At 72.9% G+C, this 22,339-nt stretch carries 20 protein-coding genes; 16 read left to right on the top strand and 4 right to left on the bottom strand.

Features of this window, described 5'->3' with window-relative positions; translation table 11 throughout:
• Positions 1–163 precede the first annotated feature (163 nt).
• The 3 genes from EXE57_RS12695 to EXE57_RS12705 all read left to right on the top strand — a co-directional run bounded on the left by EXE57_RS12695 (position 164) and on the right by EXE57_RS12705 (position 2,703).
• The gene (locus EXE57_RS12695; RefSeq protein WP_135078045.1) at positions 164–1,642 is read left to right on the top strand and encodes a DEAD/DEAH box helicase; all 1,479 of its coding nucleotides are present in this window, start codon (positions 164–166) and stop codon (positions 1,640–1,642) included.
• Between the two features lie 83 nt (positions 1,643–1,725).
• Positions 1,726–1,920 carry a CsbD family protein gene (locus EXE57_RS12700; RefSeq protein WP_135078047.1) on the top strand — a complete coding sequence of 65 codons (195 nt, stop codon included), beginning with the start codon at positions 1,726–1,728 and terminating at the stop codon, positions 1,918–1,920.
• A 96-nt stretch (positions 1,921–2,016) separates the two neighbouring features.
• Positions 2,017–2,703 carry a CPBP family intramembrane glutamic endopeptidase gene (locus EXE57_RS12705; protein WP_135078049.1) on the top strand — a complete coding sequence of 229 codons (687 nt, stop codon included), beginning with the start codon at positions 2,017–2,019 and terminating at the stop codon, positions 2,701–2,703.
• Positions 2,704–2,709: 6 nt separating this feature from the next.
• Here EXE57_RS12705 and EXE57_RS12710 read toward each other — a convergent pair whose 3' ends face one another.
• Positions 2,710–3,600, bottom strand: coding sequence for an NAD(P)H-binding protein (locus EXE57_RS12710; protein WP_135078051.1), 891 nt, complete (start codon positions 3,598–3,600; stop codon positions 2,710–2,712).
• A 23-nt stretch (positions 3,601–3,623) separates the two neighbouring features.
• Positions 3,624–4,349: a MerR family transcriptional regulator gene (locus EXE57_RS12715; protein ID WP_135078053.1), complete on the bottom strand. Its 726-nt coding sequence runs from the start codon at positions 4,347–4,349 to the stop codon at positions 3,624–3,626.
• Positions 4,350–4,454: 105 nt separating this feature from the next.
• Here EXE57_RS12715 and EXE57_RS12720 point away from each other — a divergent pair, with 105 nt between their 5' ends.
• The 4 genes from EXE57_RS12720 to EXE57_RS12735 all read left to right on the top strand — a co-directional run bounded on the left by EXE57_RS12720 (position 4,455) and on the right by EXE57_RS12735 (position 10,219).
• Positions 4,455–5,666 carry an acetyl-CoA C-acetyltransferase gene (locus tag EXE57_RS12720; protein ID WP_135078055.1) on the top strand — a complete coding sequence of 404 codons (1,212 nt, stop codon included), beginning with the start codon at positions 4,455–4,457 and terminating at the stop codon, positions 5,664–5,666.
• 28 nt (positions 5,667–5,694) lie between these two features.
• A complete protein-coding gene (locus EXE57_RS12725; RefSeq protein ID WP_135078057.1) occupies positions 5,695–7,902 on the top strand; it encodes a 3-hydroxyacyl-CoA dehydrogenase NAD-binding domain-containing protein in 2,208 nt (735 codons plus the stop codon).
• A gap of 81 nt (positions 7,903–7,983) precedes the next feature.
• The gene (locus tag EXE57_RS12730; protein ID WP_135078059.1) at positions 7,984–8,697 is read left to right on the top strand and encodes an ABC transporter ATP-binding protein; all 714 of its coding nucleotides are present in this window, start codon (positions 7,984–7,986) and stop codon (positions 8,695–8,697) included.
• Positions 8,672–10,219, top strand: a complete 1,548-nt coding sequence (locus tag EXE57_RS12735) for a hypothetical protein (RefSeq protein WP_135078061.1) — start codon at positions 8,672–8,674, stop codon at positions 10,217–10,219. Before EXE57_RS12730 ends, EXE57_RS12735 begins: the two co-directional genes overlap by 26 nt.
• A gap of 5 nt (positions 10,220–10,224) precedes the next feature.
• Here EXE57_RS12735 and EXE57_RS12740 read toward each other — a convergent pair whose 3' ends face one another.
• A complete protein-coding gene (locus EXE57_RS12740; protein ID WP_135078063.1) occupies positions 10,225–10,770 on the bottom strand; it encodes a hypothetical protein in 546 nt (181 codons plus the stop codon).
• A gap of 18 nt (positions 10,771–10,788) precedes the next feature.
• Here EXE57_RS12740 and EXE57_RS12745 point away from each other — a divergent pair, with 18 nt between their 5' ends.
• From EXE57_RS12745 to EXE57_RS12765, 5 genes are all read left to right on the top strand, one after another.
• Positions 10,789–12,036, top strand: coding sequence for an acyl-CoA dehydrogenase family protein (locus EXE57_RS12745; protein WP_135078065.1), 1,248 nt, complete (start codon positions 10,789–10,791; stop codon positions 12,034–12,036).
• The gene (locus EXE57_RS12750) at positions 12,033–12,839 is read left to right on the top strand and encodes an SDR family NAD(P)-dependent oxidoreductase (RefSeq protein WP_244246820.1); all 807 of its coding nucleotides are present in this window, start codon (positions 12,033–12,035) and stop codon (positions 12,837–12,839) included. Before EXE57_RS12745 ends, EXE57_RS12750 begins: the two co-directional genes overlap by 4 nt.
• Positions 12,840–13,904 (top strand): phosphotransferase family protein, encoded by a 1,065-nt coding sequence (locus EXE57_RS12755; RefSeq protein WP_135078067.1) that lies wholly within the window; start codon positions 12,840–12,842, stop codon positions 13,902–13,904. It begins immediately after the preceding gene.
• Positions 13,904–14,533, top strand: coding sequence for a histidine phosphatase family protein (locus EXE57_RS12760; RefSeq protein ID WP_135078069.1), 630 nt, complete (start codon positions 13,904–13,906; stop codon positions 14,531–14,533). Before EXE57_RS12755 ends, EXE57_RS12760 begins: the two co-directional genes overlap by 1 nt.
• Before the next feature lie 78 nt (positions 14,534–14,611).
• Complete coding sequence (locus EXE57_RS12765) at positions 14,612–15,124, top strand: DinB family protein (protein ID WP_135078071.1); 513 nt, start codon at positions 14,612–14,614, stop codon at positions 15,122–15,124.
• Positions 15,125–15,169: 45 nt separating this feature from the next.
• Here EXE57_RS12765 and EXE57_RS12770 read toward each other — a convergent pair whose 3' ends face one another.
• Complete coding sequence (locus EXE57_RS12770) at positions 15,170–15,919, bottom strand: SDR family oxidoreductase (protein WP_135078073.1); 750 nt, start codon at positions 15,917–15,919, stop codon at positions 15,170–15,172.
• Between the two features lie 118 nt (positions 15,920–16,037).
• Here EXE57_RS12770 and EXE57_RS12775 point away from each other — a divergent pair, with 118 nt between their 5' ends.
• Genes EXE57_RS12775 through EXE57_RS12790 form a run of 4 tightly spaced genes read left to right on the top strand, consistent with a single transcriptional unit; the run spans position 16,038 to position 22,263 of the window.
• Positions 16,038–16,655: a PadR family transcriptional regulator gene (locus tag EXE57_RS12775; RefSeq protein ID WP_135078075.1), complete on the top strand. Its 618-nt coding sequence runs from the start codon at positions 16,038–16,040 to the stop codon at positions 16,653–16,655.
• Entirely contained in the window at positions 16,652–17,374 is a 723-nt protein-coding gene (locus EXE57_RS12780) for an ABC transporter ATP-binding protein (protein WP_135078077.1), read from the top strand. The genes EXE57_RS12775 and EXE57_RS12780 overlap by 4 nt, the downstream gene beginning before the upstream one ends.
• A complete protein-coding gene (locus EXE57_RS12785; protein ID WP_135078079.1) occupies positions 17,371–20,010 on the top strand; it encodes an ABC transporter permease in 2,640 nt (879 codons plus the stop codon). The genes EXE57_RS12780 and EXE57_RS12785 overlap by 4 nt, the downstream gene beginning before the upstream one ends.
• A 45-nt stretch (positions 20,011–20,055) precedes the next feature.
• A complete protein-coding gene (locus tag EXE57_RS12790) occupies positions 20,056–22,263 on the top strand; it encodes an MMPL family transporter (RefSeq protein WP_135078081.1) in 2,208 nt (735 codons plus the stop codon).
• The last annotated feature ends 76 nt before the right edge of the window (positions 22,264–22,339 follow it).

Raw genomic sequence — 22,339 nt, forward strand, 5'->3', positions numbered from 1 at the left:
GGCTGGGCGTACGCGACCCGTCCAGTCTTGCCTCGGGTCGTCGGCGCACCCGTCGAGGAGGCGCCCCTCGCGACCTCGCGAGGCACACGCTGCAGCTGCAGGGCTGCCGACCCCGCCGACCGGCGGACGCGCGTTGGTGAGACACCAACCGGAAGACTTCCCTTTGACCACGCAGTCCTTCGACGCCACCTCCTTCCATGAGATCGGCGTCCCCACTGTCCTCTCCGCCGTCCTGGCAGGACAGGGCATCACCACCCCCACCCCGATCCAGGCCGCGACGCTCCCCGACTCGCTCGCGGGCCGCGACGTGCTCGGCCGTGGCCGCACCGGCTCCGGCAAGACGTACGCGTTCCTGCTGCCGCTCGTGGCGCGCCTCGTCGCGAGCGAGCGGTCCGCCGCACCGCGCCGGCCCCGCGCCCTGGTCCTCGCCCCGACCCGTGAGCTGGTCGGCCAGATCCAGGCCGCGCTGAAGCCCCTCGCCGATGCGGCCGGGCTCAGCACCATCACCGTCTTCGGCGGCGTCGGCCAGAACCCCCAGGTCGCCGGGCTCCGCAAGGGCGTCGACATCGTCCTGGCCTGCCCCGGCCGGCTCGAGGACCTGATCGGCCAGGGTCACTGCGACCTCGGCGCGATCGAGGTCACCGTGCTCGACGAGGCCGACCACATGGCCGACCTGGGCTTCCTCCCCGGCGTACGACGGCTGCTCGACCGGACGCCCCGCGGCGGCCAGCGGCTGCTGTTCTCGGCGACGCTGGACAACGCGATCGACGTGATCGTCAAGCGGTTCCTCGTCGACCCCGTCACCCACGAGGCCGACTCGGCGCAGTCGCCGGTCTCGAGCATGGCCCACCACGTCCTCCACGTGCAGCGCGAGCAGCGGCTCCCGATCCTGGTCGACCTGACCAGTGCGCCGGGCCGGACCGTGGTGTTCACCCGCACCAAGCACGGCGCCAAGGCGCTGGCTCGCCAGCTGAACAAGAACGGCGTCCCGGCCGTCGAGCTGCACGGCAACCTCGGCCAGAACGCCCGCACGCGCAACCTCGACGCGTTCCATTCCGGCAAGGCCTCCACCCTGGTGGCGACCGACATCGCGGCCCGGGGCATCCACGTCGACGACGTCGCCCTCGTGGTCCACGCCGACCCGCCGGTCGAGCACAAGGCCTACCTGCACCGCTCGGGCCGGACGGCCCGCGCGGGCGCGTCGGGCACCGTGATCACCTTCATGACCGACGAGCAGGTGCGCGACGTCCGACAGCTGACGCGGCTGGCCGGCATCAAGCCGGTCACCACGAAGGTCCCCGGCCCGGCCCACCCGATCCTGGTCGAGCTCGCCCCCGGCGAGCGCAGCCTGGTCCCGGGCGGCTTCGCGCCGCCGGCCCCGGCAGCCGGCCGCTCCGCCGGCGAGCAGGGTGAGGCCCGCAACGGTGGCAGCGGCCGCAACCGCTCGCGTCGCGGTCGCGGCAAGGGCGCCGGCAAGGGCAACGGCACCGCGTCGGGCCAGTCCCGGTCCGCGCAGCAGACCGCCGAGAAGCCGAGCCGCAACCGGTCGCGTCGCCGGAGCGGATCGGGCAGCGGCGCCGGTGCCCCGCGGGGTGCCGGCAGCGGCAGCCACAGCGCGGCGTCGTTCAGCGGTCGTCGCTGACCCTGTCGCGCTTCGCCCCCTCGGGTGAGGCCCCGTCAGGCAGCCCGTGCAAGGTTGGGGTGACACCGACGAAGGGCATCGACATGGGTATCGACGACAAGGCCTCGAACCAGGGACAGGACCTCAAGGGCAAGGCCAAGGAGGCCACCGGCAAGGCGACCGGCAACTCCCGGCTCGAGGGCGAGGGCAAGGGCGACCAGGCCTCGGCGTCCATGAAGAACGCCGGCGAGAAGGCCAAGGACGCGGCGAAGGACGCCAAGGACGCGTTCAAGAAGTAGCCGGACCTGATCGGCGGCGCCCCGTCTCCCCCGGGAGGCGGGGCGCCGCTGTGCGTGCCCGACGTAGAGTCGCGACGGCGAGGGAGGTGGTCGGCGGTGCGGGTGTGGTTGCGCAACGCCCTGTGGGAGAAGGTCCCGCGCGACCACTGGCAGACGCCCTCGGCCCTGCGCCGGCGCCAGGTCGTCACGGCCGCCGTCGTGGTCCTCGGCGGCACCCTCCTCGGCGTCAGCCTGCGGATCGAGCCGGGCAGCCCCTGGTTCTACCCCGCCACGTTCGGGCTGGCCGCCGTGTGGACCGTGGGTGCCTTCGCCTCCGGGCCGCTCCACCTCGGCCGGATCGCGCGCGACGACGTCCACGTACGACCGGTCGTCGCGCCGGTGCTGCTGGGGCTCGGCCTGGCCGGGGTCTTCGTCGTGGGCGCCCTGGTGGTCCGCGAGATCCCGTTCCTGGGCGACCAGGTCACGAGCGTCCTCGACTTCGCCGAGCAGGGGTCGCTGCCGATCCTGGCCTTCATCACCCTCGTCAACGGCATCGCCGAGGAGCTCTTCTTCCGCGGCGCCGCGTACGCCGCCATCACCCGGCACCCGGTCGTGTGGACGACCGTCGCCTACACCATCGCCACGCTCGCGACCGGCAACGTGATGCTCAGCTTCGCGGCCGTCCTGCTCGGTGCCGTGGTCGGGCTGCAACGCCGTGCGTCGGGCGGGATCCTCGGGCCGATCCTCACCCACTGCACGTGGTCGCTGACGATGCTCTTCGTGCTGCCGCTGGTCTTCGGCTGATCGTGGTCAGTGGTCGGCGAGCGCCCGGCGTACGGCCTCGTCGTAGGGGAGCGGGTCCCCCGGCACGACGTCGCGGATCGCGTGGTCGGTCACCGTCACCTCGGTGCCCATCGAGTCGATGAGGTTGCGGCCGGTGGTGACGTCGACGTCGGTCACGAGCGCCAGCCAGTACGACGACAGCCGCGGCGTCAGCACGGGGACCTTGACGATGGGGACCCGGCGGCCCGAGGAGATCTCGGCCGCGACCTGCAGCATCTCGAGGTAGGTCATCTGGTCGGGGCCGCCGATCTCGAAGACCCGGCCCCGGGCCTCCTCGCGCCCGGTCACGCCGACGAGGTAGCGGATCACGTCGTCGACGGCGATCGGCTGCGTGCGGGTCGCGACCCAGCGCGGGACCACCATCGCGGGCAGGTTCTTCACCAGCTGGCGGGTCAGCTCCCAGGAGATCCCGCCGGCGCCCACGATGATCGCGGCGCGCAGCACCGTCACCGGGACGCCGGTGCTGCCGAGCAGCTTCTCCACCTCGCGACGCGAGCGGAGGTGGGGCGAGAGGTCCTCACCCTCGGCGCCGAGGCCGCCGAGGTAGACGATCTGGTCGACGCCCGCGTCGGCGGCCGCACGGGCGAAGGTGCGGGCCGCCTCGGCGTCCTTGCGCTCGAAGTCGGGGTCGTCGAGGGAGTGCACGAGGTAGATCGCGACGTCGACGCCGGCGAGCGGACCGGTGAGGCTCTCCGGCTCGAAGACGTCGCCGGCGACCGGGGTGCCGGGTCCGTCGTACTCCTCGGGGCGCCGGGTCATGGCACGGACCTCGTGGCCCTCCTCGACCAGGACGGGGACCAGGCGGCGTCCGATGAAGCCGGTCGCTCCCGTCACGAGGACGGTCCGGGGTGGGGTCATGCCCTCACCCTAGGGCGCACCCCTCAACGCGCCCGCTGCGCGATGCTCTCCCGCTTGGTCTCGTCCATGGCGGACTCGTAGGCCTGCACGAGCGAGGCGATCGAGAGCGGCTTGAGCCGCTCGACGACCTCGCGGAGCTTCTCGGGCGGGGCGCCGGACTCCTTGTAGAGCGGCCAGACCATGGTCCGGAAGAGGTCGTGGAGCTCCTTGGCGATCTGACGGCCGTGCTCGGCGTAGACGTCGGCGGCGGCGAGGGCCGCCTCGGTCGGGAACCCGAGGTCGAGCAGCCCCAGCCCGACCGAGAGCTGTGAGACGGCGACCTGGTAGCGGCCGCGCTTGGTGCGCAGCACGATGCCGAGGGCCGCCAGCGTGGCCAGGTCGTCGTCGGAGAGCGTGCGGTTCGTACGCCGGTCCAGCTCGGTCCGGCTCATCTCGACCGGGGCCTCGGCCTGCCACGGCGCCAGCATCGTGCGGTGCAGCGCGATGTCCTCGGGTGTGGCGTCGGTCGGGATGCGCGAGAGGTAGCGCTCGATCGCAGCGAGCGTGAAGCCGTGGGTCTGCAGCTCCTGCACCAGCTCGAGCCGGGCCACGTGGTCGGGGGTGTAGTAGCCCGAGCGACCCCGCCGGATCGGGGGCGGCACCAGCCCCTTGGTGGTGTAGAAGCGGACGTTGCGGACGCTGAGCCCGACCCGGTTGGTCAGCTCGTCGAGCGTCAGCAGCTCCCGCAGCGACTCGATGCTCTCGTCCACGTCTCTCCTCGGCGCGTCGGTCTGGGTGATCCGTACCACGTTGACGACCCTGACAGTATCGGTGTCACAATCGGGGTCAGGCAAGCGTCGAGGACAGGATGGACCATGGCTGAAGCATTCGTGTACGACCACATCCGCACGCCACGCGGCAAGGGCAAGGCGGTGGGCTCGCTGCACGAGGTGAAGCCGGTCGACCTGATGGTCGGCCTGCTCGACGAGATCAAGGATCGCAACCCGACGCTCGACCCCCACCGGGTCGACGACGTCGTGCTCGGCGTGGTCACCCCGATCGGCGAGCAGGGCGGCGACATCGCCAAGACGGCGGCCCTGGCCGCCGGCTACCCCGAGACCGTCGGGGGCGTGCAGCTCAACCGCTTCTGCGCCTCCGGGCTCGAGGCGGTCAACCAGGCCGCGATGCGGGTCCGCTCGGGCTTCGAGGACCTGATCCTCGCTGGTGGTGTCGAGTCGATGAGCCGGGTGCCGATGGGCTCCGACGGCGGCGCCTGGGCGATGGACCCGGCCACCGCCCTGCAGACCGGCTTCGTCCCGCAGGGCATCGGCGCCGACCTGATCGCCACCCTCGGCGGCTGGACCCGCAGCGACGTCGACGCGTACGCCGCGGAGTCGCACCACCGCGCGGCCAAGGCCTGGGCCAACGGCTACTTCGCCGACTCGGTCGTGCCGGTCAAGGACCGCAACGGGTTGACCGTGCTCGACCACGACGAGCTGATCCGCCCCGACACCAGCCCGGAGGGCCTCGCCGGCCTCAAGCCGAGCTTCGCCCAGATCGGCGCGGACGCGGGCTTCGACGACGTCGCGCTCGAGAAGTACCACTGGGTGCCGGCGATCGACCACGTCCACCACGCCGGCAACTCCTCGGGCATCGTCGACGGCGCCGCGATCATGGCGATCGGCAGCGAGCAGGTCGGCCAGGACCTCGGGCTGACCCCGCGGGCGCGGATCCTCGCGACGGCCGTCTCCGGCGCCGACCCGACGATCATGCTCACGGGCCCGGCCCCCGCCTCCCGCAAGGCGCTGGCCAAGGCCGGCCTCGAGGTCGACGACATCGACCTCTGGGAGATGAACGAGGCCTTCGCCGCCGTCGCGATGCGGTTCATGAGTGACATGGGCATCAGCCACGAGGTCACCAACGTCAACGGGGGTGCCATCTCGATGGGCCACCCGCTCGGCGCCACCGGCGCGATGATCCTCGGCACCCTCGTCGACGAGCTCCGTCGCCGCGACCTGCGCCGCGGCCTCGCCACCCTCTGCGTCGGTGGCGGCATGGGCATCGCCACCATCGTCGAGCTCGTCTGACCCGCCGTACTCCAGGAGAGAACCTCACATGACTGCCACCCAGACCGAGCAGAGCGCCGTCCGCTACGAGCGGGACGAGGACGGGATCGTCACCCTGACGATGGACGACCCGACGGCCAGCGCCAACACCATGAACGAGCTCTACCAGCGGTCCATGGACGCCGCGGTGGAGCGGCTCTACGCCGAGCAGGACCAGGTGAACGGCGTGGTCGTCGCCAGCGCCAAGAAGACCTTCTTCGCCGGCGGCAACCTGAAGCTGATGAGCCAGGCGACCAAGGACGACGCACCCCGGATCTTCGAGGAGGTCGAGGCGATGAAGGCGACGCTGCGCCGCCTCGAGACCTTCCCGAAGCCGGTCGTGGCGGCGATCAACGGCGCCGCCCTCGGCGGCGGCCTCGAGATCGCGCTCGCCACCAACCGCCGGATCGCCGTCGACGACCAGTCGGTGAAGATCGGGCTGCCCGAGGCCAGCCTGGGTCTCCTCCCGGGCGGCGGCGGCGTGACCCGCACCGTACGGATGCTCGGCCTGCAGTCGGCGCTGATGGACGTGCTGCTCCAGGGCCCCCAGTTCGACCCGCAGACGGCCCAGGGCAAGGGCCTGGTCGACGAGCTGGTCGCCACCCGTGAGGAGCTGGTCCCCGCGGCCAAGGCGTGGATCAAGGCCAACCCGGAGCAGGCGCAGAACCCCTGGGACGCGCCCGGCTACCGGATGCCCGGCGGCTCGCCGACCTCGCCGAAGCTGGCGCAGTTCCTGCCGGCCTTCCCGGCGCTGCTCCGCAAGCAGGTCAAGGGCGCCGACTACCCCGCGCAGAAGGCGATCCTCGCGGTGGCCGTCGAGGGGGCGACCGTCGACTTCGACACCGCCAGCCGGATCGAGTCGCGCTACCTGACCAAGCTGATCGTCAACCAGAACAGCAAGAACATGATCCAGGCGTTCTTCTTCGACCTGCAGGCGATCAACGCCGGGTCGCTGCGGCCGCAGGGCATCGAGCCGTGGAAGGCGACCAAGGTCGCCGTGCTCGGTGCCGGGATGATGGGCGCCGGCATCGCGTACTCCTGCGCCCGCGCCGGCATGCAGGTGGTGCTCAAGGACGTCGCGATCGAGAGCGCCGAGAAGGGCAAGGCCTACTCCGAGAAGCTCAACGCCAAGGCGGTCGGCCGCGGCCGGCTGACGGAGGAGAAGTCCGCCGAGCTGCTGGCGCGGATCCACCCGACCGACGACTACGCCGACCTCGCAGGCTGCGACCTGGTCATCGAGGCGGTCTTCGAGGACCCCTCGCTCAAGCACCAGGTCTTCGCCGAGGCCGCGAAGCACGTCGACGCCGACGCGCTGCTGTGCTCCAACACCTCGACGCTCCCGATCACCGAGCTGGCCACCGGCGTCGACCGACCGGCCGACTTCATCGGGCTGCACTTTTTCTCGCCCGTCGACAAGATGCCGCTGGTCGAGATCATCCGCGGCGAGGAGACCTCCGACGTCGCGCTCGCCAAGGCGTACGACGTGGTGCAGCAGATCAGGAAGACCCCGATCGTCGTCAACGACAGCCGGGGCTTCTACACCAGTCGCGTCATCGGCTTCATGGTCAACGAGGGGCTCGCGATGCTCGCCGAGGGCGTGCACCCGGTGTCGCTGGAGCGCGCGGCCACGCAGGCCGGCTACCCGGTCGGCACCCTGCAGCTGTCCGACGAGCTCAACATGGAGCTGATGGCCAAGATCGGCAAGGCCACCCGCGACGCCGCCGAGCGCGACGGGCTCGCCTACGAGGAGCACCCGGGCTCGGCCGTCGTGACCACGATGATCGAGATCGGGCGGCCCTCGCGGCTCAAGGGCGCCGGCTTCTACGAGTACGACGAGAACGGGCGCCGGCAGGGCCTGTGGTCCGGCCTCGGCGAGGTGTTCCCGGTCGCCGAGCAGCAGATCCCGCTGCGCGACGTCAAGGACCGGATCCTCTTCCTCGAGGCGCTCGAGACCGCCAAGTGCTTCGACGAGGGCGTCATCACCTCGGCTGCCGCGGCCAACATCGGCTCGATCATGGGCATCGGCTTCCCGCCCAACACCGGGGGCGCGGCCCAGTTCATGACCGGCTACCAGGACCCCGAGGACACCGACGCCCCGATCGGGCTGGCGGCGTTCTGCGACCGGGCCGACGAGCTGGCCGACGCCTACGGCGAGCGGTTCCGGCCCTCGGCGTACCTCCGCGACCTGGTCGCGAAGGGCGAGTCCTTCCCCGCCTGACTCCTCTCGCGGCGTGTGCCCGAGGACGACCAATAGGCCGTTCTCAGGCACACGCCGCGTGATTTCGGGGAGGATGGGCGGGTGAACGACCAGCCCCCTGCCGTCGAGGTGCGCAGCCTGCACGTCCGCTTCGGCGACGTCGAGGCCGTCGCCGGTGTCGACCTGGCGGCCGGAGCCGGCCAGGCGACCGCGCTGCTGGGCCGCAACGGCGCCGGCAAGTCGACCACCATGCGCGTGCTGGCGGGCGTGGTGCCGCCGACCGCCGGCTCGGCCACGGTCGCCGGTTTCGACGTACGCCGGGAGCCGGTCGCGGTCAAGCGCGCCACCGGCTACTGCCCCGACGTGGGCGGCCTGGTGCCGCGCGCGACCGCGTGGGAGCACCTGCAGCTCGCGGCCCGGCTGCGCCGGCTCGTGGGCTGGGAGGACCGCGGCCGCGACCTGCTCGAGCGCTTCGGGCTGGGGGACGCGTCCCACCGCGTGACGGGCGGCTTCTCGCACGGCATGGGCCGACGGCTCTCGGTCGTCCTCGCGACGCTCCACGAGCCCGAGGTGCTGCTGCTCGACGAGCCCTTCGACGGCGTCGACCCCCTCGGTGTCGAGGCGACGCTCGAGGCGATCGCCGACGCCCGCGCCCGCGGTGCCTGCGTCCTGGTCTCCACCCACCTGCGCGAGCTGGCCATCGAGGCCTGCGGTGACGTGCTCGTGCTGCGTGGGGGCTCGCAGGTCGCCATGCTCACCGCCGACGAGATGGCAGGGGAGGAGGGGGCGCGTGCCTACCGCGCTCTCCTCGACTGAGGCTCCGGCCAGCGCCCGGCGCGAGGTCGGCTGGCTGCGGCCGGTCCTCGACGTCGGGCACCTGCTCCGCTTCCGCTCCGCGTCCGTACGTCGCCGCGCGGCCTTCTGGTGGGCCACCGTGGTCATGGTCGGGCTCACCCTGGTCGCCGCGATCGGCCCCGCGTACCTGCCTGCCGGTGACGAGGAGCGACGCCTCCAGATCGCCGTGCTGCTCCCGACCGGCATGGCCGGCCTGCTGCTGATCGCCATCGTCTCGGCCATTGCCTCGGGTGGCGGCCGCGAGCTGGTCCCGCGCGACCAAGGCGTGGCGTTCCCGGTCAGCCCGGCGACCGACCACCTCGGCGCGCTGATCCTCGCGCCGCTCAACATCGCGTGGCTGATCCAGGCCTGGGTGCTGCTCGGCTCCGCGGCGTACGCCCTCGGGCCGTCGCAGCTGGTGACCGTGCAGTCGGTGCTGGTGCTGTGGCTGGCGCTCGCCACCGCAGCTGGCCAGCTGGTGGCGTGGACCGTCGAGATGGTGCGTCGCCGGCGCCACGGCATCGTCGCGGTGCGGGTGGCGCTCGCCGGGTTCGCGCTGGGTGCGCTGCTGGTGCAGCTGACCGGGCGGACCACGGACCTGCTCGACCGGATCCCCACGCTCTGGCTGGTGGTCGGCGGCATCGACGGCGTCAGCGGCCGCTGGGCGACGACCCTGGCCCTCGAGCTGGTGCTGCTGGTCTTCGTGGTGCTGCTCGGCGTCGTCCCGGTGACGCTCGCCTCGCGCCGGATGCCCCACGACGAGCTCCACATGGAGGCCGACACCCACACCCCGCGCGGGATGCCCTGGTCCGACCTCACCGCGTTGCTCCGGCTCGACCGTTCCTCGGTGTGGCGGGCGGTCCCGATGCGGCGCGGCCTCGCCGTGCTCGCCGTCGGTCCCGGCCTGGTCGCGCTGCTGGGCGACCTCCCCTGGCCATCGATGACGATCCTTCCCGGGCTCGTGGTCTCGGGCGGCGCCCTGCTGTTCGGCGTCAACGCGTGGTGCCTCGACGCCCGCGGGGTGCTCTGGCGGGAGAACCTCCCGGTGTCCCCGACGCTGATCTTCTGGGTGCGCGTGCTGGTGCTGGCGGAGTTCCTCGCCCTGGCCTCGCTGGTGACCGTGCTGCTCGGCTCGCTGCGGGCAGGCATCCCCTCGCCGAGCGAGCTCACCGCCCTGCTCTGCACGATCGTCGTCGTGACGGTGCAGGTGGTCGGGGCGTCGATGCGGTGGTCCGAGCAGCGTCCCTACCCCGTCGACCTCCGCAGCGCCCGGGCCACCCCCGCCCCGCCGATCGTGATGGTCGGCTACTCCGCCCGGCTCGCGATCGTCACCACGCTCACCGGGCTGGTGTTCTCGGGCCTGGCCAGGGTCCCGGAGCCGGCGATCTCGGTCTTCTTCGCCATCCTGTTCCTCACCTGGTCCTCGATCCGGCTGGTCCGGTCCTCGCACCGGTGGGCGGTCCCGGAGATCCGTGCCCGGGTCGTCACGGTGGTGGCGGGCTAGAGCCGTCAGGGCCGCTGCTGCTCGTCGACGCAGGCGAGCTGCGCGTCGGCGAGCCGGCCGAGCGCGGGGTCGTCCCACTCGCCCATCAGCGTCGCGACCAGGGCCTCCCGCTGGGTGTCGGGCGGAAGGTCGCGCCGCAGGCAGTCGGCGTACGCCTCGGCGTCGAGGTCGCCCTTGCGGGCCGCGGTGAGGGCGCGGGTCGAGGACTCCACGACGTCGATGCAGGCGAGCTGGGCGTCGGCGACGGTCCCCGCGAGCTCCTCCGGCAGGGAGGGGAGCTCGCCCACCAGCTGCCCGGACGAGTCGGTCAGGCCGCCCTCCTGGAGCTGCTCGGGCGTCGTGTCGGCGAGCAGCCGGTCGGCGAAGCACTCGCCGTCGGCGACATCGGCAGGCCGGGGGGAGTCCCCGGCGAAGAGCGTGGCGAGGTCCTGGCGCAGTGCGGTCTGGTCCGGGCTGCCGGTGACGGCAGCGGGCTCCGGCTCACCGTCGCCGGACGAGGAGCAGGCGGCCAGCAGGACCAGGAGCAGGCCGACGACCGCGAGCTGGGGCACGCCCTAGGGTGACATGCCATGGACTTCTCCCCCTCCCCTCGGGCCGCCGACCTGCGCGAGCGGGTCGCTGGGTTCCTGGCCGAGCACGTCGAGCCCGTCGAGGCCGCCTACCACCGCGACCTCGCCGAGGCCCGGCTCGCCGGGACCCAGTGGACGCCGCTCCCGGTGATCGAGGAGCTGAAGGCCGAGGCCCGTGCCCAGGGCCTGTGGAACCTGTTCCTCCCGCGCGAGCACGCGGGGGAGTACGCCCGCCGCTTCGGCACCGACGGCGGCGAGGGGCTGACGAACGTCGACTACGCTCCGCTAGCCGAGCTGACCGGCCGCTCCGCGATCGCGCCGCTGGTCCTCAACTGCAACGCCCCCGACACCGGCAACATGGAGGTGCTGCTCCGCTACGGCACCCAGGAGCAGCGCGACACCTGGCTCGAGCCGCTGCTCGACGGCCGGATCCGCTCGGCGTTCACCATGACCGAGCCCGGGGTCGCGAGCTCCGACGCCACGACCATGGAGGCGACGGCGGTCGTCGACGGCGACGAGGTCGTCATCAACGGCCGCAAGTGGTGGTCGACCGGGGTCGGGCACCCCGACTGCGCGATCTTCGTCTTCATGGGGCTCACCGACCCCGACGCCGACCGCCACCACCGGCACACGATGGTGCTCGTCCCGCGTGACACCCCCGGCGTCCGGATCGAGCGCCTGCTCACGACCATGGGGTACGCCGACGAGCCGATCGGCCACGGCGAGGTGTCGTTCACCGACGTCCGGGTGCCGGTCGGCAACATCCTCTCCGGGCCCGGCCAGGCCTTCTCGATCGCGCAGGGACGGCTCGGCCCCGGCCGGATCCACCACTGCATGCGGCTGATCGGCGCAGCGGAGGTGGCGCTCGAGGCCGCCTGTCGCCGCGGGCTGGAACGGACCGCGTTCGGCAAGCCGCTGGTCGACCTGGGTGGCAACCGCGAGCGGATCGCCGAGGCCCGGATCGCCATCGAGCAGGCCCGCCTGCTCGTGCTGCACGCCGCCTGGAAGCTCGACCAGGGCGGCTCGGCCAACGCGGTCTCGGAGGTCTCCCAGATCAAGGTGGCGGTCCCGCGGATGGCCCTCGACGTGATCGACATGGCCATCCAGCTCCACGGCGGCGCCGGCATGTCCGACGACTTCCCGCTGGCGATGTCGTGGGTCAACTCCCGCACCCTGCGGCTGGCCGACGGACCCGACGAGGTGCACCGCGGGCTGGTCGCGCGGCACGAGCTGGGGAGATACCGGTGACGTCCCGTGTGCCTGAGGACGGCGCCCGGGCCGGTCACAGGCACACGCGGCCTCGCCGCGTCCTCGTCACCGGCGCCGCCCGCGGCCTCGGAGCGTCGCTGGCCGCTGCCTTCCGGGACCGCGGCGACGAGGTGCTGGCCACCGACCTCGACGGTGAGGTCGACCTCCGCCTGGACGTGACCAGCGACGAGGACTGGGCGGTCGGCGTACGTCACGTCGCGGACGTCTGGGGTGGCCTCGACGTGCTGGTCAACAACGCCGGCGTCGCCGGTGGCGGGCGGCTCGACGTCGCCACGCTCGAGGAGTGGCGCCGGATCACCGACATCAACCTGTTCGGGATCGTGCGCGGCACGCGAGCCTTCGTGCCGATGCTCAAGGAGCAGCGCTCCGGCCACGTCGTCAACATCGCCTCCCTGGCCGGGCTGGTGCACCCCGCCGGCATGGCCGGATACAACGCCGTCAAGGCCGCCGTCGTCGCACTCACGGAGACGACCGGCCACGAGCTGGCGGCGTACGGCGTCCGGGCCAGCGTGGTCTGCCCGTCCTACTTCCGCACCGGGCTGGTCGAGCGGATGCAGGGCGAGGACCGGGCGCTGGGCGCCGTGATCGCGTCGCTGGTCGAGAACGCGCCGCTCGGCCCGGACGAGATCGCGGCTGCCGTGCTCGAGGGCCTCGACCGCGGCGACGAGCTGATCCTTCCCGACCCGGCCGCCCGGGCGGCGTACGAGCTGAAGCAGGCCGACCGACCGGCCTACGACGCACAGCTGCGGCGGCAGGCCGCGCGACTCGAGGAGCTGGGCTGAGTGAGCGACCGGACCACGGACGTCCGCGACGAGGACGCCTTCGACGTGGGGGCGGTGGCGGCGTGGCTGCGCGAGCACGCCGCCGAGGGCTGGCGTGACCGGCTCAGGGGGACGCCGGAGGTGCGGCAGTTCCCCGGGGGCGCCTCCAACCTGACGTACCTGCTCACCTACGAGCACGACGCGGTGATCCTGCGCCGGCCACCGGGGGGCGCGAAGGCCCGCGGGGCCCACGACATGGGACGCGAGCACCGGATCCAGGCGGCGCTCGCCCCGGTCTTCCCGCTGGTGCCGGAGATGGTCGCCCACTGCGACGACGACGCCGTGATCGGCTCTCCCTTCTACGTCATGACCCGGGTCGAGGGCGTGATCCCGCGGCGCGAGCTCGGGGTCGACCTCGACCCCCGGCAGACCGCGACCCTGTGCGGCAACTTCTGGGACGTCCTCGTCCAGCTCCACTCCGTCGACCTCGAGGCCGCCGGGCTCGACACGCTCGGCAGGGGTGAGGGGTACGTCGCTCGCCAGGTGAGCGGCTGGACCACCCGGCTCGGCAACGCCCGCACCGACGACCTCGGCGACTGGTCCGACATCACCGGCTGGCTCGACGAGCAGCAGCCCGCCGACGTGGCCGGCTGCCTGGTGCACAACGACTTCCGGCTCGACAACGTCGTCCTCTCGCCGGAGGACCCGGTCCGGCTGGCCGGCGTCCTCGACTGGGAGATGGCCACCGTCGGCGACCCGCTCATGGACCTCGGCGGATCGCTGTCCTACTGGGTGCAGGAGGACGACGACGACTTCTTCCGCCGGTTCCGGCGGCAGCCGTCCAACGCCCCGGGCATGTGGTCACGCGAGCAGGTCGTCGACTACTACTCCGAGCGGACCGGCCGCACCGTCACCGCCGAGCAGTGGCGCTTCTACGAGGTCTTCGGGCTGTTCCGGCTGGCGGTGATCGCCCAGCAGATCTGGTACCGCTACGCGCTCGGCCAGACCACCAACGAGGCGTACGCCGTCTTCGGTCCCGCGGTCGGCAACCTCGAGCAGCGCTGCCGCCGGGTGGTCGGCGCCTGATGGGCCAGGTGGTGGTGGTCCGGCACGGACAAGCGTCGTTCGGCGCCGAGGACTACGACGTGCTCTCGGGGACGGGTGAGGAGCAGGCGCGGGTCGTCGGCCGGGCACTGGCGCACCTCGAGCCGGACCTGGTGGTGCACGGCTCGTTGCGGCGCCAGCGCCACACGGCCGAGCTGGCCGCGGACGCCGCCGGCTGGTCGGCCCCGCTGCACGAGGACCGACGGTGGGACGAGCTCGACCAGTTCGCCCAGTTCGCCACGATCGAGGCCGTGCCCGACGAGTCCGACGCCGTCGCCTTCCAGCGGTGGTACGAGGCGGCGATGGGCCGGTGGAGCGGCGGCGAGCACGACGACGACTACACCGAGAGCTATGCCGCCTTCCACGACCGGGCGGCCGCGGCGCTCGCCGACGTCGCCGGCGCCGGCACCGTGGTCGTCGCCTCCTCCGGCGGGCCGATCTCGGCGCTGGTGACCCAGCTGCTGGCGGGGGGCCCGGCAACGTACGCCCGGCTGCTGCCGACCACGGTCAACACCGGCGTCACCAGGATCGTCTCGGGTCGCAGCGGCCTCACCCTGGTCGCCTACAACGAGCACCAGCACCTGCCTGCCGAGATGATCACCTACCGCTGAGCGCACCGGTCAGGAAGTGGCCGCAATCCCTCCTAGCGTGGTGCCTGACAGCACGAGCAGACGCGAGGAGCCACCACCATGACCGAGCCCGACCTCAGCCAGGAACGACGTGACCTGCTGGAGACCCTTCGCCTGCACCGGTGGTTCCTCCGCTCCACGACCGAGGGCATGTCCGAGGAGCAGGCGCGCACGCGCAGCACCGTCAGCGAGCTGACCCTCGGCGGGCTCGTCAAGCACGTGGCCGCCACCGAGAGGGGCTGGGCGGACTTCGTGGTCCACGGGACGGAGTCGATGGCGCCGCCCGAGGACGGCGACTACTCCGCCTGGCAGAGCGAGTTCAGCCTGACCGACGACGAGACCCTGGCCGACGTCCTCGCCCGGTACGACGCGGTGGCCACCCGGACCGACGAGCTGGTCGCCACCGTCGACCTCGACCGGGCCTGGCCGCTGCCCGAGGCGCCGTGGTTCGAGCCCGGCGCGACCCGGAGCGCCCGGCGTACGTTCCTCCACATCGTGGCCGAGACGGCCCAGCACTCCGGCCACGCCGACGTGATCCGGGAGGCGATCGACGGGCACAAGACGATGGGGTGAGGCTGGCGAGCGGGGGGCTTTCCCCGGGAAGGCGGCCGAACCCCCTCAGACCAGCCGGCGGAACACCGGCATCGGCGCGTGCCTGAGGACCACCGACAGCGGCGCCCAGGGCAGCGGCGGGACGCACGCCGAGGCGCGCTCCTTCTCGATGGCGGCCACCATCGCGGTGACGCCCTTCTCGGTCGAGACCATCATCCGGTTCCGGCCGGCGGCACCGGCGTTCATCTCCGAGGCGATCCAGCCCGGGTAGAGCACGGTGAAGCGGTAGGCGTCCTTGCCGTGGAACTCCGCCCGGAGCCCCTCGACGAGGTGGGCGGCACCTGCCTTGGTGGCGCCGTACGTCGTCATCGACTTCGGCATGCCCCGCATCGCCGACATCGACGAGACCATCACCAGGTGGCCGCCTTCCTGGGCGCGGAAGAGCTCCATCGCGGCCTCGGTCTGCGCGAGCGCGGCGACGAAGTTGGTCACGGCGGTCTCGCGGTTGGCCTCGAAGCGGCCGGTGCCGAGCGGGGCTCCCTTGCCGACGCCGGCGTTGACGACGACCCGGTCGATCCGGCCGAAGGTGGCAGCGAAGTCGCGGAAGACCGCGAAGACGGCGTCGTCGTCGGTGACGTCGAGGGCCCGGACCTCGACCCGTCGGCCGGGGTGGGCGGCCAGGATCTCCGCACGGAGCTCGTCGAGCCGGTCGGTGCGGCGGGCGCAGAGGGCGAGGTCCTGGCCCCGGGCGGCGAGCTGGCGGGCCATCTCGGCGCCGAGCCCGGAGGAGGCGCCGGTGATGAGGGTGGTCGTCATGCGGCCAGTCTGGCCGGGACACGCCGCGGTCTGCTCGCCGGACTCGTGCATACGTGGTATACATACTGCGTATCCACCACTCGCGGGGGAGTCGTGGAGCGACGATCGGAGGACGAGGATGTCGGTCAGGCAGGCGCTCCTGGCGCTGCTCGAGCAGGGCCCGATGTACGGCTACCAGCTGCGTGCCGAGTTCGAGCAGCGCACCGGGGCCACCTGGCCGCTCAACGTCGGGCAGGTCTACACGACCCTGGCCCGGCTCGAGCGGGACGGGCTCGTGGAGAAGGCTCCCCTCGACGTGACCCCAGGTCCCGCCGAGGACGACGCCCACGTGATGTACCGCGTCACCGATCCGGGCCGGGCCGAGGTGTCGGAGTGGTTCACCACGCCGGTGCCTCGGACCCAGCCACCCCGTGACGAGCTCGCCATCAAGCTCGCGCTGGCCGTGACCGTGCCGGGCGTCGACGTCGGCGCGGTGATCCAGCAGCAGCGTTCCGCCACCATCGGCGCGCTCCAGGACTACACCCGGCTCAAGCGCTCCGGCCGTGCCGCGAGCCCCGAGGTCGCCGAGGACCTCGCGTGGAGCCTGGTGCTCGACTCGCTGGTCTTCGCTGCCGAGGCCGAGGTCCGGTGGCTCGACCACTGCGAGGCCCGGTTGCGCCGTGCCGGTGACCTGCGCCCCGCCGCGGGCTCGGCGCAGACCCCGACCGCGACGGACGCCGAGGAGGTCCGGCGATGAGCGCCGTGCTCCAGCTCGAGGCCGTCTCCCGCACCCACGGCGAGGGCGCCACCGAGGTCCACGCCCTGCGCCGGGTCTCCTTCGCCGCGTACGCCGGCGAGCTGGTCGCCGTGATGGGCCCCTCGGGCTCGGGCAAGTCGACGCTGCTCACCCTGGCCGGGGGCCTCGACCAGCCGACCACCGGCACCGTCTCGGTCGAGGGCACCGACCTCGGCCCGCTCGGCCAGAAGGGCCGCGCCCGGCTGCGGCGTACCTCCATCGGCTACGTCTTCCAGGACTTCAACCTGATCCCCGCCCTCACCGCTGCCGAGAACGTCTCGCTCCCGCGCGAGCTCGACGGCGAGAAGGCCCGCGCGGCCGGCCGGCTGGCCCGGCAGGCGCTCGAGGAGGTCGGCATCGGCCACCTCGCGGACCGCTACCCGGACGAGATGTCGGGCGGCCAGCAGCAGCGGGTCGCCATCGCGCGGGCGGTCGTCGGCGAGCGCCGGCTCATCCTGGCCGACGAGCCGACCGGCGCGCTCGACACCGAGACCGGTGAGGAGATCCTGCGGCTGATCCGCGCCCGCTGCGACGCCGGGGCGGCAGGGGTGCTCGTCACCCACGAGGCCCGGCACGCCGCCTGGGCCGACCGGGTGGTCTTCCTGCGCGACGGCGTCGTGATCGACGAGACCGGCTCCGCCCCGGTCGAGGCGCTGCTCGAACCCGGACTGGCTCGGTGAGCCCGCGGCAACGCTGGGCGCCCGCGCTGCGGGTGGCCCGGCGGGAGGCCCTGCGCTCGCGTGGGCGCAGCATCCTCGTGCTGGTGATGATCGCGCTGCCGGTCCTCGGGGTGACCGCCGCGGACGTGGTGATCCAGACCTCCGAGATCAGCGGGGCCGAGGCGATCGAGCGGCGGATCGGGACGGCCGACGCGCGCGTGAGCGTCGAGCGCGGCACCGGTCAGGTCGCCCAGACCGCCGACCCCGACACCGGGGGCCTGAGCTGGAGCGGTGGCGGGCGCGGACAGGCGCCGAGGACCCTCGACGACGTCGAGGACGCCCTGGGCCGGGAGGTCGAGGCGGTCGAGCTCGTCACCGGTGGGGTCCTGGTCGAGACCGACGCCGGCCGCGCCGACGTCGCGGTCACCGAGACCGACTGGACCTCCGACCTGGTCGAGGGCACCTACCGGCTCACCGCGGGCCGGATGCCCGAGCAGGCCGGCGAGGTCGCCATCAACGGCCACCTCGCGGAGCGCGGCTACGCCCTCGGTGACGAGCTCGAGGGGGAGGGCCTGGCCGACCTGACGATCGTCGGGATCGGCGAGAACACGTCGTACCGCGGCCACTCGATCGCGGTCGCGCAGCCGGGCACCTTCGACCTGCGGACGACGGCGGGCAGCCACACCTGGCTGGTCGACGCGGGTGGGGAGGTCGCGTGGAAGGACGTCCGGGCCCTCAACGCGATCGGCGCCACCGTGCTGTCGCGGGCGGTGCTGATCGACCCGCCCGCCGACTCCGAGCTCGACCCGGAGCTGGGCTGGGCGACCGGCACCGACGACGCCGTCGTGGCCGTGGCCGTCCTCGTCGTCGCGATGGCGCTGCTGGAGGTCGTGCTGCTCGCCGGCCCGGCGTTCGCGGTGATCGCCCGGCGGCTGCAGCGATCCCTCGCCCTGATGGCGGCCACCGGCGCGACCCCGCCACAGGCGCGACGGGTCGTGCTCGCCAGCGGTCTGGTCCTCGGCACGGCGGGCGCCGCGCTCGGGGTCGGCCTCGGCCTGCTGGCGGCGTGGCTGGCCCTGCCGGTCGTGCAGCGCTTCTCCGACAGCTACCTCGGGCCGTACGACGTCCCGTGGCTCCACCTGCTGGGCATCGCGGCGTTCGGGCTGGTCTCGGCGCTGCTCGCGGCGGTGGTCCCGGCGTGGCTCGCCTCCCGGCAGGACGTGGTCGCGGTGCTGGCCGGCCGGCGTGGCGACGCACGGCCCTCGCTGCGCTCGCCACTGCTCGGGCTGGTGCTGCTCGCCGCGGGTGCAGGTGGCGCCGCCTACGGTGCCGTGAGCCGGCAGAACGGCGAGTACGTCATCGCCGGCTCCGCGATCGTCGCCGTGCTCGGCATGATCCTGCTGGTGCCGGTCGTCGTGGCCACGCTGGCCCGGGTCGCCCGCGGCCTGCCGCTACCGCTGCGCTACGCCGTCCGCGACGCGGCCCGCCACCGGACCCGGACCGTCCCGGCCGTCTCCGCGGTGGCGGCCACGGTCGCCGGCGTGGTCGCCCTCGGCATCGCCAACGCCAGCGACGCGGCCGAGAACGAGGCGACGTACGCCCAGAGCCTGCCGATGGGGCAGGCCTCGCTGACGACCTACCGCGACGGTGCCGACTGGGACGCCTATCGGGCCGTGGCGGAGAAGCTCGTGCCCGGCGCGGAGGTCACGCCGGTGCAGGGCGTCGACGACACCGGTGACCGGTCCGGCTGGACCGAGGTGACCTTCCGCCTCGACGGCGAGCCCTCCTGGTTGTCCTCCTACGGGTCCTCGCTCGGCACGAGCATCCCCGTCGCTGAGGCCGGCGGTGCTCTCCCGGGTGTGGTGACCGGCCTCGACGACGACGAGCGTGCACGAGCGGAGGACGCACTGTCCCGGGGTGGCGTCGTGGTCTTCGTCAACGAGGACCTCACCGTCGACGAGGCCACCGTCGTCGTGCGCGAGTACGGACCCCGCGACCGGTCCGAGGCGCGGGTGCGCGCCACCGTCCCGGCCGCGACGGTCCAGGTGAGCCCGCTCGAGACGTCGTTCCAGGGCGTCCTGTCCGCGGAGGCCGCCGAGGCGGTCGGCGTGGAGCCGGAGGCCACGGGGCTGCTCGTCGCAGGCGTCCCGATCAGCGAGGCCCAGGAGCAGGACGTACAGGAGGCGCTGGCGGCGGTGTCGGAGGACCTGTCCTTCTACGTCGAGCGTGGCTACCAGGCCGACGACGAGACGGTGATCGTCCTGCTCGTGCTCGGCGCCCTCGGCGGGGTGCTGATGCTCGGCGGCACGCTCACGGCCACCTTCCTCTCGCTCTCCGACGCGCGGCCCGACCTGGCGACGCTCGCGGCGATCGGGGCCGCGCCGCGGACCCGTCGTGGCGTGGCGGCGTCGTACGCGGCGGTCATCGGGCTGGTCGGCGCCGCGCTGGGCGCCGCGGTCGGCTTCATCCCCGGCATCGCGGTGACCTATCCGCTCACGGGCTGGAGCGGGGAGACCGACCCGTCCCTGCCGACGCACTTCCTCGACGTGCCGTGGTTGTTGATCGGCTCGCTCGTGGTCGCGCTGCCGCTGGTCACCGCGCTGGTGGTCGGGCTCACCACCCGGTCCCGGCTGCCGCTGGTGGCACGGATCGACTAGGCCTCGGTCACCCGCCGTTCACACGGGTCCGCCAGAATCTCCCCCATGGCGAGGGAGACGCGACGACTCTGGATCTGGCCGCTGCTCGTCGTGCTGCTGTGGCTCTTCGTCGGTGGACCGCTCGGCTCCTTCGCCGGCCGGCTGGCCGAGGTGCAGGAGAACGACAACGCGGCGTTCCTGCCGCAGAGCGCCGAGTCGACCGAGGTGCTCGACGTCCTGGTCGGCTTCCAGGACGAGGAGACGATCCCGGTCACGGTCGTCTTCGAGCGCGAGGGCGGGCTGACGCCTGAGGACCAGCAGGCCATCGCGGCGTACGCCGAGGAGCTGGCCGAGGTCGACAAGATCGCCGAGGGCGGGGTCGGCCAGCCGATCCCCTCGGAGGACGGCGAGGCCGCGCAGGTGGTGGTCCAGGTCGCGACCACCGACGGCGAGGAGCTGATCACCGCGGTCGAGGGCGTCCGCGAGGTGCTGGCCGACCCGCCCGACGGCCTCACCGCCCTGGTCGGCGGTCAGGGCGGGGTGCTGGGCGACTTCGTCGACGCCTTCGGCGCGATCGACGGCGTGCTGCTCGTCGTCGCGATCTCGGTCGTGCTGCTGATCCTGGTGGTCGTCTACCGGACCCCGATCCTGCCGCTCGTGGTCGTCTTCTCCGCCGTGCTCGCGCTCGGCGTCGCCTCCGCCGCGATCTACGGGCTGGCGGCCGGCGACGTGCTGACCCTCAACGGCCAGTCGCAGGGCATCCTCTTCATCCTCGCCGTCGGCGCCGCCACCGACTACTCCCTGCTCGTCGTCGCGCGCTTCCGGGAGGAGCTGCGCGACCACGAGTCCAAGTACGACGCGATGAGGGTCGCCTACAAGGGGGCCTTCGAGCCGATCGTCGCCTCGGGGGCGACCGTCATCCTCGGGTTGCTGTGCCTGCTGCTCTCCGACCTCGCCTCCCTGAGCGGCCTCGGGCCCGTGGGGGCGATCGGCATCGCCGGCGCGATGCTCAGCTCGCTGACCCTGCTGCCGGCGGCGCTGGTGCTGCTCGGCCGATGGGCCTTCTGGCCGTTCCTCCCTCGCTACGGCTCCGAGCACACCGACACCAAGGGACTCTGGGGACGGCTGGCGCGGCTGATCCGGGCGCGGGCACGCGTGGTCTGGCTGGTCACCTTCCTCGTCCTCGCCGGCTCGGCGGCCTTCGTGACGCAGCTCGACGAGGAGCAGGTCCCGCAGACCGAGCTGTTCCTCACCGAGGTCGAGTCGGTGACCGCGCAGGAGGTGATCGACCGTCACTTCGAGGCCGACAACGCCTCGCCGGTGCAGATCGTCACTCCGGAGGAGCACCTGCAGGCCACCCTCGAGCTGGTCTCGACCCACCCCGGGATCGCGGACTCCGGGTCGCCCGGCGCACCCGGCCAGCCGTCCCAGCCCGCGGTCTTCCCGCTGCCGTCCCCTGGGGATCCGACCGTCCCACGGATCGTCGACGGCGAGGCGATCGTCCTCGCGACACTGGACGACCCGGCCGACAGCCAGGCGGCCAGCGACACGGTCCGCGACCTGCGTACGGACCTCGACGAGGTGTCCACCGACGTGCTCGTCGGCGGCTCCACGGCGATCAACCTCGACACCCGTGACGTCACCGGCAGCGACCGGGCCAAGGTGATCCCGGCGATCCTGATCGTCATCTTCGTGGTGCTCGCGCTGCTGCTCCGGGCACTGGTCGCGCCGGTGCTGCTGATCGTCGCCAACGTGCTCTCCTTCGGCGCCACGCTCGGCATCTCGGCGCTGGTCTTCGAGCACGTCTTCGACTTCCCCGCCTCCGACCCGTCGACGTCGTTGATCGGCTTCGTCTTCCTGGTCGCGCTCGGCATCGACTACTCGATCTTCCTGATGACGCGCGTGCGCGAGGAGTCGATCCGGCAAGGCACCCACCCGGGCATCCTCAAGGGACTGTCCGCGACCGGCGGCGTGATCACCTCCGCGGGGATCGTGCTGGCCGCGACCTTCGCCGCGCTCGGAGTCGTCCCGATCCTGTTCCTCGCGCAGATCGGCTTCATCGTGGCGTTCGGCGTCCTGCTCGACGCGCTGGTCGTCCGCTCCCTGCTGGTCCCCGCGCTCGCGTACGACGTCGGGCCGGCCATCTGGTGGCCCTCCAGGCTGTGGCGCGAGCGCGACCACGCGGACGCGGAGACCGCGCGGATGCTGGATGGCGAGGGGGGCTCCACCCCGCCAGCTGGTCCGGGGAACCGTCACACAAACAGTCAGGCTTGACTGTTTGTTTGTACGCCGACACGATGGACCCGTGACCGCGACGACCCGGGTGCCGCAGGCCGACCGCACGCGTGCG

The organism is Nocardioides euryhalodurans (assembly GCF_004564375.1).
Taxonomy (GTDB): Bacteria; Actinomycetota; Actinomycetes; order Propionibacteriales; family Nocardioidaceae; genus Nocardioides; species Nocardioides euryhalodurans.

What these genes read in the sequence shown, in the direction of transcription:
- EXE57_RS12760 (WP_135078069.1), top strand. Translation starts at nt 13,904, where the DNA reads ATGGGCCAGGTGGTGGTGGTCCGGCACGGACAAGCGTCGTTCGGCGCC.
- EXE57_RS12780 (WP_135078077.1), top strand. Translation starts at nt 16,652, where the DNA reads ATGAGCGCCGTGCTCCAGCTCGAGGCCGTCTCCCGCACCCACGGCGAG.
- EXE57_RS12765 (WP_135078071.1), top strand. Translation starts at nt 14,612, where the DNA reads ATGACCGAGCCCGACCTCAGCCAGGAACGACGTGACCTGCTGGAGACC.
- EXE57_RS12775 (WP_135078075.1), top strand. Translation starts at nt 16,038, where the DNA reads ATGTCGGTCAGGCAGGCGCTCCTGGCGCTGCTCGAGCAGGGCCCGATG.
- EXE57_RS12710 (WP_135078051.1), bottom strand. Translation starts at nt 3,600, where the DNA reads ATGACCCCACCCCGGACCGTCCTCGTGACGGGAGCGACCGGCTTCATC.
- EXE57_RS12720 (WP_135078055.1), top strand. Translation starts at nt 4,455, where the DNA reads ATGGCTGAAGCATTCGTGTACGACCACATCCGCACGCCACGCGGCAAG.
- EXE57_RS12725 (WP_135078057.1), top strand. Translation starts at nt 5,695, where the DNA reads ATGACTGCCACCCAGACCGAGCAGAGCGCCGTCCGCTACGAGCGGGAC.
- EXE57_RS12790 (WP_135078081.1), top strand. Translation starts at nt 20,056, where the DNA reads ATGGCGAGGGAGACGCGACGACTCTGGATCTGGCCGCTGCTCGTCGTG.
- EXE57_RS12700 (WP_135078047.1), top strand. Translation starts at nt 1,726, where the DNA reads ATGGGTATCGACGACAAGGCCTCGAACCAGGGACAGGACCTCAAGGGC.
- EXE57_RS12745 (WP_135078065.1), top strand. Translation starts at nt 10,789, where the DNA reads ATGGACTTCTCCCCCTCCCCTCGGGCCGCCGACCTGCGCGAGCGGGTC.
- EXE57_RS12770 (WP_135078073.1), bottom strand. Translation starts at nt 15,919, where the DNA reads ATGACGACCACCCTCATCACCGGCGCCTCCTCCGGGCTCGGCGCCGAG.